Below are 16,220 nucleotides of genomic sequence, written 5' to 3'. Positions count from 1 at the left end.
ATGACGACAACGGCACTCCGGGAGGGGCGGGCGGCACGCGTCCGCCCCTCGCGGGCCCGCACCAAGCGGAAGCTCGTCACGCTGGCGCTGCTCGCGCCGGCCCTGCTCGGTCTCGCGATCTTCTTCGTGTACCCGCTGATCGCATCCGTCTACTACTCGTTCACCCGGTTCGACCTCGTGTCGTCTCCGCAGTGGATAGGCCTGCGCAACTACCAGTACCTGTTCACCCAGGACCCGAACGTCTGGCAGGCCACCCTCAACACGCTCTGGTTCGTCGTGATCTGGGTGCCGGTGAAGGTGGCGTTCGCGCTGCTGATCGCCGGGCTGCTCGCCCGGGCGAAGCGCGCATCCGGATTCTGGCGGACGCTGTTCTACCTGCCGGCCCTCGTGCCGCCGGTCGCGAGCGTCGTGGCGTTCGTGTTCCTGTTCAACCCGGGAACGGGACCGGTGAACCAGGTGCTCAAGATCTTCGGCATCCAGGGACCGCTCTGGTTCAACGACCCTGCGTGGTCGAAGCCGTCGCTCGTGCTCCTCGGCGTGTGGGTGATGGGCGACATCATGATCATCTTCCTCGCCGCCCTGCTCGACGTCTCCAAGGAGCAGTACGAAGCAGCATCCCTCGACGGCGCGAACGGCGTGCAGAAGGTGCGATACGTCACGCTGCCGAGCATCGCCCCCGTGCTGCTGTTCTCGGTGGTCACCGGTGTGATCGCGGCCATCCAGTACTTCACGGAGGCGGCCGTCGCCTCCGGGGTCGCCTCCGGCAAGGCGGTGATCGGCGAGGGCATCAGCAACAACCTCGGCTATCCGGACGGCTCGCTGCTGACGTACACGCAGTGGCTCTACGTGCGCGGCTTCGGCACATACCAGCTCGGATACGCGTCCGCGCTCGCCGTGCTGCTGTTCGTCGTCGCCGCCGTCATCCTCATCCTCCTGCTGCGCCGCTTCAAGGCGTTCACCCCGGAAGGCGCACAATGACCTCCGCAACCCTGACCAAGCCGCCGGCGCCCCCCGCCCAGCCGCAGGGACGCATCCCGACCCCGCGGTCGCTCCGCAGCAGGCGCGTGCTGGCCTGGATCGCCGAGCACATCGTGCTCGTCGCGCTCGGCATCCTGTTCGCCGCACCGATCGTGTTCGTGTTCCTCACGTCGCTGATGTCGAGCGAGCAGACGCTGACGGCGTCGCTCTGGCCGCAGCCGTTCCAGTGGGACAACTACGTGAAGGTGTTCACGACCGTGCCGCTGCTGCAGTGGTTCGGCAACTCGGCGCTGTACGCGATCCTCGCCACGGCCTTCATGCTCGTGTCGAGCGTCCCGGCCGCGTACGCGCTCGCCAAGATCAAGTTCCGCGGCTCGGGTGCGCTGTTCACGGTGATCATCATCGCGATGCTGCTCCCCCCGCAGGTCACGGCCATCCCGATCTACGTGATGTGGTCGCAGCTCAACCTGACCGGCACGCTCTGGCCGCTGATCCTGCCGAACCTGCTCGGCGACGCGTTCTCGATCTTCCTGCTCCGGCAGTTCTTCCTCACCATCCCGAGCGAGTACGCGGACGCGGCGAGGATCGACGGCAACGGCGAGTTCGGCGTGCTCTGGCGCGTGGTGCTTCCGATGGCGAAGCCGGGCATCGCCGCGACGGCGATCTTCATGTTCTTCAACTCGTGGAACGACTACTACGGCCCGCTGCTCTACACGTCCGAGAACCCGGCCGCGTGGCCGGTGGCATACGGGCTGGCGTCGTTCCGCGGGGTGCACGGCACCGACTGGGGACTCACGATGGCGATGACGATGCTCGTCACCATCCCCGTCGTCCTCATCTTCTTCTTCGCCCAACGCGTCTTCGTCGAGGGCATCACACTCACAGGCGTGAAGGGATAGCAGTGAAACTCGCAGTCGTCGGTGGAGGCTCCACCTACACCCCCGAACTCATCGACGGATTCGCCAGGATGCGCGACCTCCTCCCCATCGAGGAGCTGTGGCTCGTCGACACCGATCCAGACCGGCTGCGGCTGGTCGGCGGGATGAGCGAACGGATGTTCCGCGCCGCGGGCCACACCGGCCGCATCGTGCCGACGAGCGACCTCGTCGCCGGGGTCTCCGACGCGGACGCCGTGCTGATCCAGTTGCGCGTCGGAGGCCAGAACGCCCGGCACGGAGACGAGACCTTCCCGCACGAGTGCGGCTGCATCGGACAGGAGACGACCGGGCCCGGCGGCTTCGCGAAGGCCCTCCGCACGGTGCCGGTGGTGCTGCGCGTCGCCGACGTCGTGCGCGCGCACGCCAAGCCGGACGCCTGGATCGTCGACTTCACCAACCCGGTCGGCATCGTCACCCGCGCCCTGCTGCAGGAGGGTCACCGCGCCGTCGGGCTCTGCAACGTGGCCATCGGCTTCCAGCGGCGCTTCGCGAACCTGCTCGGCGTCGACCACACGCAGGTGACGCTCGGTCACGTCGGGCTGAACCACCTCACCTGGGAGCGCGCGGCATACGTGACGGACGAAGCCGGGACCAGGGATGCGCTCCCCGCCCTCCTCTCCACGCACCTGGCAGAGCTGTCCGAGGAGATCGAACTCCCCGCATCCCTCATCCGGATGCTCGGGAACGTCCCCAGTTACTACCTCCGCTACTACTACGCGCACGACGAGGTGCTGCGCGAACAGCTCGGCTCCCCCACCCGCGCGGAGGCCGTGCAAGAGGTCGAGCGCGCACTGCTCGAGCTTTACGCCGACCCGGCCGTCGACACCAAGCCGGAGCAGCTCGCGAAGCGCGGAGGTGCCTTCTACTCGGAGGCGGCCGTCGACCTGATCGCCTCGCTCACGAGCGACCGCGGCGACACCCAGGTGGTCAACCTGCGCAACGACGGCTCCCTGCCGTTCCTGCCGGACGACCACGTGATCGAGGTGCCGGCCACGGTCGGCGCCGCCGGGGTGACCGCGCTGCCGATCGAGCCGCTGCCGGACGACATCCGCGGGCTCGTCTCGCATGTCGCCGGCTACGAGCGGCTGGCACTGGACGCCGCGGTGCACGGAGGACGCGAGCGGGTGGTGCGGGCGATGCTCGCGCATCCCCTCGTCGGGCAGTACGAGAAGGCGGAGAAGCTCACCGACCTGCTCATCGCCGGGAACAGGGACCACCTCTCGTGGGCGAAGTGAGCGACGCGCGGCCGATCGCCATCGCGGTGGACGGCGGAGGGTCGAAGACGGACGCCGTGGCCATCGACCTCGACGGAACCGTGATCGCCAGCGCGCGCAGCACCACGTCCAGCCCGCACATCATCGGGATGGCGGAGGCGGCCGCGCTGGTCGACGGCCTGATCGAGGAACTGCTCGCGCAGACCGGGGAGCGGCAGATCGCCGCGGCCAACATCTATCTGTCCGGGCTGGACCTGCCGGCGGAAGTCGCCGCGTTCCGCGACGGGATCGCCGGGTACGCCTGGGCGGACGCGGTGGTCGACAACGACCTGTTCGCACTGCTGCGCGCGGGCACGAGCGAACCGGATGCGGTAGCCGTGGTCTGCGGCACCGGCATCAACTGCGTCGGCGTGCGCGGAGACGGCCGCGTTGTGCGCTACCCGTCGCTCGGGATCATGTCCGGAGACTGGGGAGGCGGCTGGCACCTCGGCGAGCAGGCGCTCTGGCACGCGGCGCGCGCGGTGGACGGGCGGGGGCCCGCGACGAGGCTCGTCACGGACATCCCTGCCGTCTACGGGCTGGACAGCGTCACCGACGTGATCGAGGCGCTGCACTTCCAGCGCATCCCGAACAGCGACCTCTCCCGGATCGCGCCGTCGGTGTTCGACGCCGCGCGGGCAGGGGATGCGGTGGCCGGCTCGCTCGTCGACCGGCAGGCGGAGGAGATCGTGGTGTTCGCCGCGACGACGCTCCGGCGGCTGGAACTGCTCGACCGGCCGGTGCCCGTGGTGCTCGGCGGCGGCGTGATCGGCGCCCGGGATGCGCGGCTGCTGTCCGCGATCGAGAGCGGGCTCTCCGAGACCGCGCCGCTCGCGCGCATCCGGCTGGTGACGGCGGCGCCGATCCTCGGGGCGGGGCTGCTCGCGCTCGAAGCGGCAGGCGCGGACGCGGCGGCGCTCGCGAAGGCGCGCGAACAGCTGGCGTCGCGTCAGGCGGCGGCGGGACTGCCTGTCGCGGCCGCTCCCGCGGTGGTTCAATAGCGGTACGAACACCGAATTCGCCGACGAACGCAGGCGGATGGTCGAGCAGCAGCTCGTCCCCCGCGGGATCGAGGACCAGCGGGTCCTCGACGCGATGCGGCGTGTGCCACGGCACCTGTTCGTGCCGGACGAGCAGGCGCGATACGCGTACGACGACCATCCCCTGCCGATCGGCGACGGACAGACCATCTCGCAGCCGTACATCGTGGCTCTCATGCTGGAAGCAGCGCGGATCGGGCCGGAGGACGCCGTGCTCGACATCGGGACTGGCTCCGGATACGCGGCGGCCGTCGCGGCGGAGCTCGGGCACCGCGTGGTCAGCGTCGAACGGCATCCCGATCTCGCGGTCACCGCGGCGGCGACCCTCGAAGCGCTGGGCTACCGGGTGAACGTGGTCACGGGCGACGGCACGCTCGGCTGGCCGGAGGGTGCTCCGTACGACGCGATCGTCGCGGCGGCGACCGGCCCGGATGTGCCGCGGGCGTGGGTCGCCCAGCTCGCGCCGGGCGGCAGGATCGTGATGCCGATCGGGCGGGCAGGCGGGGCGCAGCACCTCGCGGCGTTCACACGGGCGGACGACGGCGGGCTGGTGTCGACGAACCTGGGCGCTGTGGCGTTCGTGCCGCTGGTCGGCGAGGCGGGGTGGGGGCCGGACGGCGGGTGACGGCTCGGGCCGGTTGGGCCGGGTTGGTTGGTTCGTCGGTCGGACCAGTCGGGCCGGGTCAGGCGACGGCGGCGACGGCGGCCGACTGGACGCCGGACAGGTGCGCGATCAGCGCGGCCAGCTGGCCCGCGGGCGCTCCCGGGTCCTCCGGGTGCCACTGCACCGCGATGACCGGCGCCGTCTCGTGTTCGAGCGCCTCGACGTGGCCGTCGGGAGCGCGGCCGGTGACGCGGAGGCCGGAGCCCACAGCATCCACTGCCTGGTGGTGGGCGCTCTGCACGTCCACCGACGTCGCGCCGAGCAGGTCGGCCGTGAGGCTGTCCTCGGCGATGGCGACCGGATGCGACGCCATGATCTGGCGGATCGGGACGCCGTGGTTCCTGTGCGTGCTGTCGTCGCCGAGGTGCTGCACGATGGTGCCGCCGAAGGCGACGTTGAGGATCTGCAGGCCGCGGCAGATTCCGAGCAGGGGCGTCTCCCGCTCGACGGCGCGGCGCACCAGCGCGAGCTGTGCCTCGTCCGCCGTCTCGAGGTGGCGGCTCTCCCCCGGATATCCGGTGCTTCCGCCGTAGAAGCGGGGCGCGATGTCCTCGCCGCCCATCACCACGATGGCGTCGGCCGCCTCCGTGCGGGCGAGGAGCGCATCCACGCCGTCGTCGGCGGCGAGCCTCGACACGGTCCAGCCCTGCGACTGGGCTTCGGCGATCACGGCGCCGACGAGCAGCTGCACGTAGCCGTGGTACTCCGGGTCGTCACCGCGGAAACGGGTGGCCTCGACCACGGCGAGGGAGCGACCCTGGATGCCCATGCCTGCTCCTCTCCCGTCGGTGTGCGTCCCGTCCATTCTGTTCGGAGGCGGAGGAGGACGCATCCCGCGTGTAACAGGGTGAAACACACGGCGGCGGCGGAGCCCTGGCGCGTCTTCCCGAGCCCCCAATAGACTCGGCTGGTACCACCGACTCGAGAGAGTGAGTAGATGCACCGACGACGCGTACGTGGCGGATTCCTGCTGGCGATCGGACTGGTGTTCGGCTCTGCCCTCGGCACAGCGTCGATGGCGAGCGCTGTCGACCCGGTCGACCTCGGCTCCGGCCACGTGGTCGATCAGGCCGGGGTGGTCACGTCGCAGGTGTCGACCATCGAGGCGGCGACCGACAAGCTGTACACCGACCACAAGATCGACCTGTTCGTGGTCTACGTCGACCGGTTCACCAACCCGACGGATGCGGCCGACTGGGCCAACGAGACCGCGGCGCAGAACAACCTCGGTCCGTCCGACTACCTGCTGGCCGTCGCCACGGACGGGCGTGCGTACTACCTGTCCGGGGACGACGCAGGGCCGGTGTCCGCCGACCAGCTCACGCAGATCGAGCAGAACGACATCGAGCCGAAACTGCGCGCAGGCGACTGGTCGGGCGCCGCCGTCGCGGCTGCCACGGGACTCGGAGACGCCGTCGGAGGCGGAGGGGGCGGCGCAGGGTTCTTCTGGGTGTTCATCATCGCCGTCGTGGTGATCGGCGTCATCATATTCTTCGTGGTCCGCTCGCGTTCGCGGAAGAAGGTCGCCGCCGGCGGGCAGCCGCAGACCCCGCAGAGCGAGCTGCAGACCATCCCGCTCGTCGATCTCGAACGTCGCGCGGGGTCCGCCCTGGTGCAGACGGACGACGCCATCCGCACCAGCGAGGAGGAGCTGGGCTTCGCGACGGCGCAATACGGAGCAGACTCCGTCGTGCCGTTCCAGGCGGCGCTGGATGCGGCGAAAGCGCAGCTGAGAGACGCCTTCACCCTCAAGCAGAGGCTCGACGACGCCGAACCGGACACCGACCAGCAGAAGCGCGAGTGGAACGCCCAGATCGTGCAGCTCTGCGCGGCGGCCAACGACGCCCTGGACAAGCAGGCGGACGCGTTCGACGAACTGCGTGCGCTGGAGAAGCGCATCCCACAGGCGATGGCGGAAGTGCAGACGGCAGCGGACACGGTGCACGGAAGGCTCGACCAGACGGCCGCCACCTTCGCCACCCTGTCCTCGAAGTACACGGCGGCGTCCCTCGCGACCGTGCAGGACAACATCCACCAGGCGACGGAGCGGCTCGCGTTCGTGACAACGGCTCTGACGGCCGCGAAGCAGAAGAGCGACGCCGGGGACACGAGCGCTGCGGCGATCGGCGTGCGGGCGGCCGAAGAGTCCGTCGATCAGGCCAAGCTGCTGCTCGACGCGGTCGACAGGGTCGGCGCAGACCTCGGGACGGCGCAGCAGACCATCGACTCCACCATCTCCGAGCTGGAGAGCGACCTCGCGGAGGCGCGCACCATCGCGGCGACCGACGACGCGACAGGGGCGGTCGCCGGGGTCGTCGCCGCAACGGAGCAGACGGTCGCCGACGTCAGATCGAAAATCGCGGCCGGCCCGATCAACCCGCTGGAGATCGCCCAGCGACTTGCAGCAGCCAATCAGAACATCGACGGCGTGCTGCAGAACGTGCGGGATGCGCGACAGCAGACCCAGCGCGCCCAGGCGTCGCTGCAGCAGACGCTCCTCGCCGCGCGCTCCAGGGTGTCCGCCTGCGAAGACTTCATCACCGCTCGCCGCGGAGCGGTCGGACCGGAGGCACGCACCCGGCTGGCCGAGGCAGGACGGCTGGTCGTGCAGGCCGAGGCGACGGCAACGGCCGACCCGGTGACCGCACTCGCCCAGGCGCAGCGCGCCGCCCAGCTGGCCGAGGAGGCGACGCAGCTCGCCCAGCGCGACGTTGGCGGGTTCCAGCCGGATTCCGGCGGCCTCGGCGACCTCGGCGGCCTGTTCGGAGGCGGCGGGTTCAGCGGAGGCGGCTCCGGCGGCGGCAACCGCGGCGGAGGGAACGGCGCGATGGGGGCGATCCTCGGCGGCATCCTGATCAACTCCGTGCTCGGCGGCGGCGGTGGAGGCGGCGGGCTCCTCGGCGGAGGCGGCGGTGGCGGAGGAAGCCGCAGTCGCAGCGGCGGCGGAGGGTTCAGCTCGGGAAGCTTCGGCGGGGGCGGAACCCGCTCGCGCCGCGGAGGCGGACGGTTCTAAGGCGCCTGACCGGGGGCCTCAGCGAAAGGAAAACACGATGGCAAAACAGTCCATTTTCGGTCGGATCTCACAGCTGCTGAGAGCGAACGTGAACGCGCTCATCGACCAGGCGGAAGACCCGGAGAAGATGCTCGACCAAATGGTCCGCGACTTCACCAACAGCATCGCCGACGCCGAGAGCGCCATCGCGGAGACGATCGGCAACCTCCGCCTGCTCGAAGACGACCACGCGGAAGACGTCGAAGCGGCATCGTCGTGGGGCCAGAAGGCCCTCGCGGCGAGCAAGCAGGCCGACACCTACCGCTCCGGTGGCGACACCGCGAACGCCGACAAGTTCGACAACCTCGCGAAGGTCGCCCTGCAGCGGCAGATCTCCTCGGAGAACGAGGCGAAGGCCGCAGAGCCGCAGATCGCGGCGCAGACCGAGGTGGTCGAGAAGCTGAAGTCCGGCCTCAACGGCATGAAGACCAAGCTCGAACAGCTCAAGAGCAAGCGCTCCGAGCTGATCGCCAGGGCCAAGAGCGCCCAGGCGCAGTCGCAGGTGATGGATGCGGTCAAGAGCGTCGACATCCTCGACCCCACCAGCGAGGTCAGCCGCTTCGAGGAGAAGATCCGCCGCGAGGAGGCGAGGGTCCGCGGAGCGTCGGAGCTCGCGGCCTCCAGCCTGGACGCGCAGTTCAACCAGCTCGACGACCTCGGCGAGATGACGGAGGTCGAGGCGCGCCTCGCCGCCCTCAAGACCGGCGGAGCACCCGCGCAGCCCGCCGTGACGGCCGACCCGGCGTCGTCAGCGCCGTACACCCCCGGTCAGTGACGGGTGGCGGCGCCGACGGAGCCGTCGGCGCCGCGCATCCCGTGCCTGGAACATCCGGACAACGAACGCAGTTGAGGACACCATGACGACACCCGTGCCACCCGCAGACCACGACGACGGGATGCGCGGATGAGCGGCGCATCGTTTCTGGTGGTGCCGCAGTGGCAGGGGTCCGGATCGTCGCGGGCCATGCGGCTGATCGACGGGGCGGAGGCGATCAGGGGCGACCTGCCCGCCGCCGCGACCACCGTGGTGCCCGTCCCCGCCGCGGCGGGCGAATCCCTCGGCACCGGCGTGCACCGGTTCTCGGCGCTCACGACCGTGCGCGACGCTGCGACGGCCGAGCTCATGCTGCTCGACGCTCCGGTGGTCACGATCGGCGGGGACTGCGCCGCCGACCTCGCCAGCGTCCAGCACGCGGTCGCCGTCGCAGAGCCGGGATCGGTCGCCCTGGTCTGGTTCGACGCGCACGCCGACATCAACGACGTGGGATCCTCCCCGTCGAGCGCCTTCCACGGCATGGTCGTGCGCGCCCTCCTCGGTGACGCACCGGACGGCCTCGCGTCCGCCGGACCGTCCCTCCTCTCCCCCGCGCAGGTGATCCTGGCCGGGACGCGAGCACTCGACGACGACGAGTCGGCGTACATCGAGGAGATGGGCATCCGGATGCTCGGCCCGGCCGACCTCGACGACCCGGCCGCCCTGGTGGCTGCGGTCGAGGCGACGGGAGCGACCTCGGTGTACGTGCACATCGACCTGGATGTGCTCGACCCGGCCACCATCAGCGGCATCGGGTACCCGGAGCCGTTCGGGGTGCAGCCGGAGGCGCTGTGCGACGCGGTGCGGGCGCTGCGCGGGCGGTTCGAGCTGGCCGGCGCTGCGATCACGGAGTTCGCGCCGGAGTCCCCGGATGCGGCGGGGCGCGACATGGCCGTGATCCTGCGGATCCTGGGCGCGCTGACCGGGCGGCTGGGCGGTGGCGCTGGCGGCGCGGGCGGCGCGGCTGGCGCGGGCGGCGGTTCCTCCACAGGCACCGCCGCGCGCCATCTCTCCACAGATCCGCGCCCTGCCGATGACGCGTCCTGACGGCGGAGGTAGCTTGGGAGACATGACCGAACCCAAGATCATCACCGAGCGGCGGGGCCACATCCTGCTCATCGGCTTCAACAGGCCGGAGAAGCGCAACGCCGCAGACTTCGAACTCCTCCGGCTGCTCTCCGACGCATACGGCGTGCTCGAACGCGACCCCGAGTTGCGCGTCGGCCTCGTCTACGCCGTTGGCGACCACTTCACCGCAGGCCTCGACCTCGCAGACATCGGGCCGCGCATCGGAGCGGACGGCCTCACCATCGAGAGCGACGACGGCATCAACCCGTGGCAGGTGTCCGGGCAGCGTCTCAGCAAGCCCGTGGTGATCGCCGTGCACGGCACCTGCCTCACCCTCGGCATCGAGCTGATCCTGGCGAGCGACATCGCCGTGGCGGCCCGGTCCACCACGTTCGGCCAGATCGAGGTGTCCAGGGGCATCCTGCCGTTCGGCGGGGCCACCATCCGGTTCCCCCGCGCTGTCGGCTGGGGCAACGCCATGCGCTACATCCTCACCGGCGATTCCTTCGACGCGGCAGAGGCCCATCGAATCGGCCTGGTGCAGGAGCTGGTCGAGGACGGAGAGCAGTTCGACAGGGCGTTCGCCATTGCGGAGCGCGTCGCGGCGCAGGCTCCCCTCGCCGTCCAGGCCGCGCTCGCCAACGCCAAGTTAGCCGTGCGAGAAGGCGACGCGGCGGCGGAGGCCCAGTTGCAGCCGGCGCTCGTCCGGCTGGCCACCAGCGAAGATGCCGCGATCGGCATGCAGGCCTTCCTCACCAGGACCCAAGCGGAGTTCGTGGGCCGCTAGCGGCGTCCCCCCTCCCCGACCACCCCGCACGACAACGAATCGACAGGAGAGAGCATGAGCAGCAACGAATACGACGTGATCGTGATCGGAGCGGGAGCGGTGGGCGAGAACGTCGCCGACCGAGCGGTGCAGGGCGGGATGCGCACCGTCATCGTGGAGGCCGAGCTGGTCGGAGGCGAGTGCTCGTACTGGGCCTGCATGCCGTCGAAGGCGCTGCTCCGTTCCGGAGCGCTGCTGCGCGCGGCGCAACGGGTCGGCGGGACGCGCGAGGCCGTCACCGGTCCGCTCGACGTGGAGGCGGTGCTCCGGCGCCGCGACGTCATGACGAGCGACTGGAAAGACGACGGGCAGGTGGAGTGGCTGAACGGAGCAGGCATAGACCTCGTCAGGGGCCACGCCGTCATCACCGGTGTCCGCGAGGTGACCGTGACGGCCGAGGACGGCACAGAAACGGTGCTCACGGCAAAGCACGCCGTCGCCGTCTGCACGGGTTCCGCCTCCCTCCTTCCCGACATCCCGGGCCTCCGCGAGAGTGAGCCGTGGACGAGCAGGGACGCCACGAGCGTCCAGCGCGTGCCCGTGTCGCTCGCGATCCTCGGCGGCGGTGTCGTCGGGGTCGAGATGGCCACGGCGTACGCCGGGTTCGGCACGGAGGTGCACCTCATCTCCCGCAGCGGCCTGCTCGGCGCGAACGAGCCGTTCGCCGGGGAACTCGTCGCGGACTCGCTGCGCGAACTCGGCGCGAACCTGCACCTCGACGTGTCCCCGACCGCCGTCGAGCGCACGGACGACGACCGCTTCCAGCTGACGCTCGACGACGGCACCACCATCCGCACCGACGAACTCCTCGTGGCGACCGGACGCATCCCGCACACCGCGGGCCTCGGCCTGGAGGCCTTCGGTCTCGAAGGCGGGGCGTGGCTGAACGTCGACGACTCGATGCGCGTCCTCGGCGCCGACGGCGAGCCGGTCGACGGTGGATGGCTCTACGGCGTCGGCGACGTCAACCACCGCGCGCTGCTCACCCACCAGGGCAAGTACCAGGCGCGGGCCGCGGGAGACGCGATCGCGGCCAGGGCGAAGGGCGCGAAAGTCTCCCTCGAGCCGTGGGGCACCTACGTGGCGACGGCCGATCACCAGTCGGTGCCGCAGGTCACGTTCACCGACCCGGAGGTCGCGTCCGTCGGGCTCACGGCCGCAGCCGCCGAGAAGGCCGGATACCGCACCAGGGTGGTCGACTACGAGATCAGCGGGGTCTCTGGCGCGAGCATCGCCGCGGACAACTACGTTGGGAAGGCGAGGATGGTCGTCGACGAGGACCGTCAGGTCGTCCTCGGGGTCACCTTCGTCGGGCAGGACGTCGGCGAGCTGCTGCACTCGGCCACCATCGCGGTGGTCGGCGAGGTCCCCCTCTCCCGCCTCTGGCACGCCGTGCCGTCGTACCCGACCCTCAGCGAGGTCTGGCTGCGGCTGCTCGAAACGTACGGCCGGCCGAAGGAATAACGGGATGCGCGTGATCACCCGCGTGCTGTTCGACTCCCCGATCAGCACGCTCGGCTACCTCTACGCCACGGCCGTCGGCCTGGTCTGGGGCTTCATCTGGAGCACGGGCCGCGTCGAGCGCCGCGCCGGGCTGTTCGTGTTCCGCGGGATGCCGGAGCGCACGTTCGGCAGGGGCGGTTCGTGCGTCGGAGGCTGCTACCTCACCGCGCAGAACGTGTCGGACGACATCCTGGAGCACGAGGCGATTCACAAGCGTCAGTGGCAGCGTTACGGCATGGTGTTCCCTCTGCTCTACCTCGTCTCCGGACGGGATCCGCTGAAGAACCGTTTCGAAATCGAGGCCGGCCTCGAGAAAGGTGGCTACCGATGACCGCAGCGTCCGACGGCTCCCGGCGCACGATCGTCCTGACCGGTGCGAGTTCCGGGATCGGGCTGGTCGCCGCCCAGCGGCTCTCCGAGCAGGGCAACGAGGTGGCGGTGGTCGGGCGCAACCCGGAGCGCACCAGGGGCATCGCGGAGAAGATCGGGGCGACGCCGTTCCTCGCCGACTTCGAGAAGCTCGACGAGGTGCGGGCGCTCGCCGGCGCGCTGCTGGATCGCTACGACACCATCGACGTCCTCGCCAACAACGCCGGCGGCCTGAACGCCAAGCGCGAGCTCACGGTCGACGGCCACGAGCGCACCATCCAGGCCAACCACCTGGCGCCGTTCCTGCTCACCCACCTGCTGCGGCCCCGGCTGGAACAGACGGCGGCGCTGGGCCGGGATGTGCGGGTCGTGTCCACGGCCAGCCTCGCCAACCGTTTCGGTCACCTCCGCCTCGACGACCTCGACTGGGAGAAGCGCGCCTGGCTGGGCGGCTGGCGGGCATACGGCACGGCCAAGCTGGCGACCATCCTGTTCATCAGGGAGCTGGCGGAGCGTCTCACCGGCACGGGTGTCGACGCCTTCTCGTTCCATCCGGGCACGATCGCGACCAACTTCGGCCGCACATCGCCGCTGATCCGGTTCGGGGCGTTCGTCACCCGCAACGGCTACGGCGTCCCCGTCGAGGCCGGGGCGGCACCCCTCGTCCGCCTCGCCGCGGAGGCTCCGGTCGGTGCGCCGAGCGGGACGTACTTCGACCGCCTCAGCGCCAACGGTCCCACCGCCGCGCAGGCGAAAGACGCGCAGCTCGGTCGCGACCTGTGGACGATCACCGAACAGCTCGTGGGGGTGGACACCCGCGTGTCACGCAACGATGGGCGCCGCGGGTGGGAGCGCAGCTGACGCCGGCATGCGAAGGGCGCGCAGACGTCGGGCGCGAGGGGCCACCACGGACACCTGCGGGTGAGTGTGCGGGGCGCCGTCAGTGGTAGGCGGGGGCGACGATGGCGTCGGCGGGCATGCCGACGACCGATTCGAGGTGGTCGCGCACCTCGGAGACCAGGGCGAAGCCGCCGGTCAGGATGACGCGGGTCTCGCCCGGTCCGTCGCAGAGCATCTCGGTGGTCCAGGCGCGGACCGCGCGGGTGGCGGCCTCTCCCCTGGCGCAGCGTTCGCCGGTGCCCGGGCGGCCGCTGCGGTTGTGGCGGGTGAGCCAGGTGACCGTCATGCGCATCGGGGTGGCCAGCTGGACGATGTCGTCCGCGTCGCCGACCTCCACGAAGACCCGGCCGCGAGCGCACAGCGGAAGCAGCGCGAGCTCGGCTTCGAGCTCGGTCAGCGACGACTCGTCACCGACGACGAGGAACTGCACACGGTCGTCGTGGTGGGCGGTGGTCGCGGTGTGGTTCGCGTGATCGGGTCGGTACATCGTGTTCTCAGTATAGGCGAGCCTTACCTAACACCGAAGGGCTCCGAGCGGATGCCCAGCGACCGGCCAGCAGGGTGCCGAGCGCACGGTGCCGAACGCAAGGGTTCCGCCCGGCCTGCCGACGCGGGATGATCGACGCATGGAGCCAACGCACCCGTCGCCCGCCCAACCGGTCGCCCCCATGCTGGCGAAAGCCGTCCCCACCGTGCCGGATCCGGACAAGGTCGACGGGGGGCTCAGCTACGAACCCAAATGGGACGGGTTCCGTGCCATCGTCTACGCGACCGGCACCAGCAACCCAGACGGCACCGGCACCATCGAGAGCGTTGAGATCGGCAGCAGAGGCTCCAAGATGCTCACGCGGTACTTCCCCGAACTCGTCGAGGCGTTCGCGCGCATCCTGCCCGGGCCGTGCGTGCTCGACGGCGAGATCGTCGTGCCGACCGGCGAGCCCGGCGCGCAGCGGCTCGACTGGGAGGCGCTGTCGCAGCGCATCCACCCCGCCGCGAGCCGGGTGAAGCTGCTGGCCGAGCAGACCCCGGCCACCTTCGTCGCGTTCGACCTGCTCGCGCTCGGCGACGAGTCGTACCTCGACCGGCCGTTCTCGGAGCGCCGTGCCGCGCTCGAGGCGTTCGCAGGCGACCTCCCCGCTCCCATCGAACTCACCAGGACCACCACCGACGTCGACCTCGCCTGCCGCTGGCTGGTCGAGTTCGAGGGCGCCGGGCTCGACGGGGTCGTCGCCAAACCACTGGCGGCGCCGTACGCGCAGAACAAGCGCACGATGCTGAAGGTCAAGCACCACCGCACCGCCGACGTCGTGGCGCTCGGCTACCGCATCCACACCAGCGGGCGCGGGGTGGGCTCCCTGCTCGTCGGCCTGTACGACTCAGACGGCGAACTGCGCAACATCGGGGGCGTCTCCGCGTTCACCGACAAGCGCAGACTGGAACTGGTGGACGAACTCGACCCGCTCGTGCTCCGGGACGACGACGGGCAGACCGTCACCGGCGAGACGGAGCGCAGCAGGTTCTCGTCCGGCAAAGACGTGTCGTTCGTGCGGCTGCGGCCGGAGCGCGTGCTCGAAGTGCGCTACGACCAGATGGAGGGGATGCGGTTCCGCCACACGGCCCAGTTCGAGCGCTGGCGTCCAGACCGCGACGCCCGCTCCTGCACATACGAGCAGCTCGACCGCCCGATCGCCTACGACCTCGGCGACGTCCTCAGCTGACGGCGCCAGGCGCGGCGCGCGGCTAAGCCTCCGTGGCGCGGCTAGACCTTCTTGGCGCGGCTCGGCTGCACGCGCGGCGGCTCGCCGGGCATCTTCGGGTAGTCGGGAGGGAACGGCAGTTCGCCGAGGCCGTCGTCGAGGTCGCGCTGCCACCAGCCGAGCAGCTCGTCGATGCGGCCCGGCTTGTCGCCGAACGTCTCCCACGGGTCGCCGACCGTCGCCAGCCGTTCCGGGATGCTCAGGACGGTGTGGGAGCGCGGGTCCGTCGACTCCAGCTCGTCCCAGGTGATCGGCGTGGCCACCGGTGCGTGGGCGAGAGCGCGCGGACTGTATGCGCCCGCCATCGTCCTGTCCCTGTTGGCCTGGTTGAAGTCGACGAAGATGCGCTCGCCGCGCTCCTCCTTCCACCACGCCGTCGTGACCTTGTCGGGCATCCTGCGCTCCAGTTCGCGGGCGGCGGCGATCACAGCGTGCCGCACATCCAGGAACTCGTGGGTCGGCTCGATCGGGGCGAACACGTGCAGGCCGCGGTTGCCGGAGGTCTTGATGAACGCATCCAGGCCCGCCTCGCGCAGCACGGCGCGCAGCTCGATGGCGGCGGGGATCGCGTCGCCGAAGTCGGTGCCGGGCTGCGGGTCGAGGTCGATGCGGAGCTGGTCGGGGTTGTCCGAGTTCTCCGCGCGCGACGGCCACGGGTGGAAGACCACCGTGTTCATCTGCACCGCCCACACCGCGGCGGCCGGTTCGTCGATGACGAGCTGGGGATGCGAGCGGGCGCTCGGGTAGACGACCATCACCGAGCGCACGTAGTCCGGCGCGCCCCTCGGCGGGTTCTTCGAGAAGAACTGCTCGCCGTCGATGCCCTCCGGGAATCGCTGCAGCGACACCGGCCGGTCGCCGTTGGCGCGAACGAACGCGTCGCCGACCGCGACGAAGTAGTTCGCGAGGTCGAGCTTGGTGATGCCCAGCTCGGGCCACAGCACGCGGCCGGGACTGGAGATCCGCACCTCGCGTTCGCCGTGCGGACCGGGGACCGTGAGGACAACTGCGTCGCCTGCCATGCTCACACCGTACCCGTCCGGTCGCCGAAGCCGATG

The 16,220-nt window shown here is 70.6% G+C and carries 16 protein-coding genes; 13 read left to right on the top strand and 3 right to left on the bottom strand.

What is annotated here, in order from left to right:
* From ACN6M5_RS00525 to ACN6M5_RS00505, 5 genes are read left to right on the top strand one after another with little or no spacing between them, the layout of a single operon-like run.
* Positions 1–978 (top strand): carbohydrate ABC transporter permease, encoded by a 978-nt coding sequence (locus ACN6M5_RS00525; protein ID WP_434952276.1) that lies wholly within the window; start codon positions 1–3, stop codon positions 976–978.
* Positions 975–1,877 (top strand): carbohydrate ABC transporter permease, encoded by a 903-nt coding sequence (locus tag ACN6M5_RS00520; RefSeq protein WP_434948135.1) that lies wholly within the window; start codon positions 975–977, stop codon positions 1,875–1,877. Before ACN6M5_RS00525 ends, ACN6M5_RS00520 begins: the two co-directional genes overlap by 4 nt.
* Before the next feature lie 2 nt (positions 1,878–1,879).
* Positions 1,880–3,151 carry a 6-phospho-beta-glucosidase gene (locus ACN6M5_RS00515; protein ID WP_434948134.1) on the top strand — a complete coding sequence of 424 codons (1,272 nt, stop codon included), beginning with the start codon at positions 1,880–1,882 and terminating at the stop codon, positions 3,149–3,151.
* Positions 3,148–4,170: an N-acetylglucosamine kinase gene (locus tag ACN6M5_RS00510; RefSeq protein WP_434948133.1), complete on the top strand. Its 1,023-nt coding sequence runs from the start codon at positions 3,148–3,150 to the stop codon at positions 4,168–4,170. The genes ACN6M5_RS00515 and ACN6M5_RS00510 overlap by 4 nt, the downstream gene beginning before the upstream one ends.
* Positions 4,139–4,834, top strand: a complete 696-nt coding sequence (locus tag ACN6M5_RS00505; protein ID WP_434952274.1) for a protein-L-isoaspartate(D-aspartate) O-methyltransferase — start codon at positions 4,139–4,141, stop codon at positions 4,832–4,834. The genes ACN6M5_RS00510 and ACN6M5_RS00505 overlap by 32 nt, the downstream gene beginning before the upstream one ends.
* A gap of 58 nt (positions 4,835–4,892) precedes the next feature.
* On the opposite strand, the gene ACN6M5_RS00500 is transcribed toward ACN6M5_RS00505, so the two are convergent.
* A complete protein-coding gene (locus ACN6M5_RS00500; RefSeq protein ID WP_434948132.1) occupies positions 4,893–5,642 on the bottom strand; it encodes a gamma-glutamyl-gamma-aminobutyrate hydrolase family protein in 750 nt (249 codons plus the stop codon).
* A gap of 168 nt (positions 5,643–5,810) precedes the next feature.
* On the opposite strand from ACN6M5_RS00500, the gene ACN6M5_RS00495 reads away from it, so the two are divergent.
* The 7 genes from ACN6M5_RS00495 to ACN6M5_RS00465 all read left to right on the top strand — a co-directional run bounded on the left by ACN6M5_RS00495 (position 5,811) and on the right by ACN6M5_RS00465 (position 13,366).
* Positions 5,811–7,886, top strand: coding sequence for a TPM domain-containing protein (locus ACN6M5_RS00495; protein WP_434948131.1), 2,076 nt, complete (start codon positions 5,811–5,813; stop codon positions 7,884–7,886).
* Between the two features lie 37 nt (positions 7,887–7,923).
* Positions 7,924–8,700, top strand: a complete 777-nt coding sequence (locus tag ACN6M5_RS00490) for a PspA/IM30 family protein (protein WP_085370936.1) — start codon at positions 7,924–7,926, stop codon at positions 8,698–8,700.
* A 129-nt stretch (positions 8,701–8,829) separates the two neighbouring features.
* Entirely contained in the window at positions 8,830–9,786 is a 957-nt protein-coding gene (locus tag ACN6M5_RS00485) for an arginase family protein (protein WP_434948130.1), read from the top strand.
* A gap of 22 nt (positions 9,787–9,808) precedes the next feature.
* On the top strand, positions 9,809–10,594 hold the full coding sequence (locus ACN6M5_RS00480; protein ID WP_434948129.1) for a crotonase/enoyl-CoA hydratase family protein: 786 nt from the start codon (positions 9,809–9,811) through the stop codon (positions 10,592–10,594).
* A gap of 54 nt (positions 10,595–10,648) precedes the next feature.
* Positions 10,649–12,097 (top strand): dihydrolipoyl dehydrogenase family protein, encoded by a 1,449-nt coding sequence (locus ACN6M5_RS00475; protein WP_434948128.1) that lies wholly within the window; start codon positions 10,649–10,651, stop codon positions 12,095–12,097.
* A gap of 4 nt (positions 12,098–12,101) precedes the next feature.
* On the top strand, positions 12,102–12,467 hold the full coding sequence (locus ACN6M5_RS00470; protein WP_085370940.1) for a Fe-S oxidoreductase: 366 nt from the start codon (positions 12,102–12,104) through the stop codon (positions 12,465–12,467).
* Complete coding sequence (locus tag ACN6M5_RS00465) at positions 12,464–13,366, top strand: SDR family NAD(P)-dependent oxidoreductase (RefSeq protein ID WP_434948127.1); 903 nt, start codon at positions 12,464–12,466, stop codon at positions 13,364–13,366. Before ACN6M5_RS00470 ends, ACN6M5_RS00465 begins: the two co-directional genes overlap by 4 nt.
* Before the next feature lie 79 nt (positions 13,367–13,445).
* Here the strand turns inward: ACN6M5_RS00465 and ACN6M5_RS00460 are convergent, their stop codons facing one another.
* A complete protein-coding gene (locus ACN6M5_RS00460) occupies positions 13,446–13,892 on the bottom strand; it encodes an SIP domain-containing protein (RefSeq protein WP_434948126.1) in 447 nt (148 codons plus the stop codon).
* A 139-nt stretch (positions 13,893–14,031) separates the two neighbouring features.
* Between ACN6M5_RS00460 and ACN6M5_RS00455 the strand changes: the two genes are divergently transcribed.
* Positions 14,032–15,123, top strand: a complete 1,092-nt coding sequence (locus ACN6M5_RS00455) for an ATP-dependent DNA ligase (protein WP_434948125.1) — start codon at positions 14,032–14,034, stop codon at positions 15,121–15,123.
* A gap of 41 nt (positions 15,124–15,164) precedes the next feature.
* Here ACN6M5_RS00455 and ligD read toward each other — a convergent pair whose 3' ends face one another.
* Entirely contained in the window at positions 15,165–16,184 is a 1,020-nt protein-coding gene (gene ligD / locus ACN6M5_RS00450; RefSeq protein WP_434948124.1) for a non-homologous end-joining DNA ligase, read from the bottom strand.
* Positions 16,185–16,220 lie beyond the last annotated feature (36 nt).

The sequence above is a fragment of the Leifsonia araucanica genome (assembly GCF_051161895.1).
Classification (GTDB): domain Bacteria; phylum Actinomycetota; class Actinomycetes; order Actinomycetales; family Microbacteriaceae; genus Leifsonia.
Note: the sequence above shows the minus strand (reverse complement) of the source record. Positions and strands in the feature narration are given on the sequence as shown.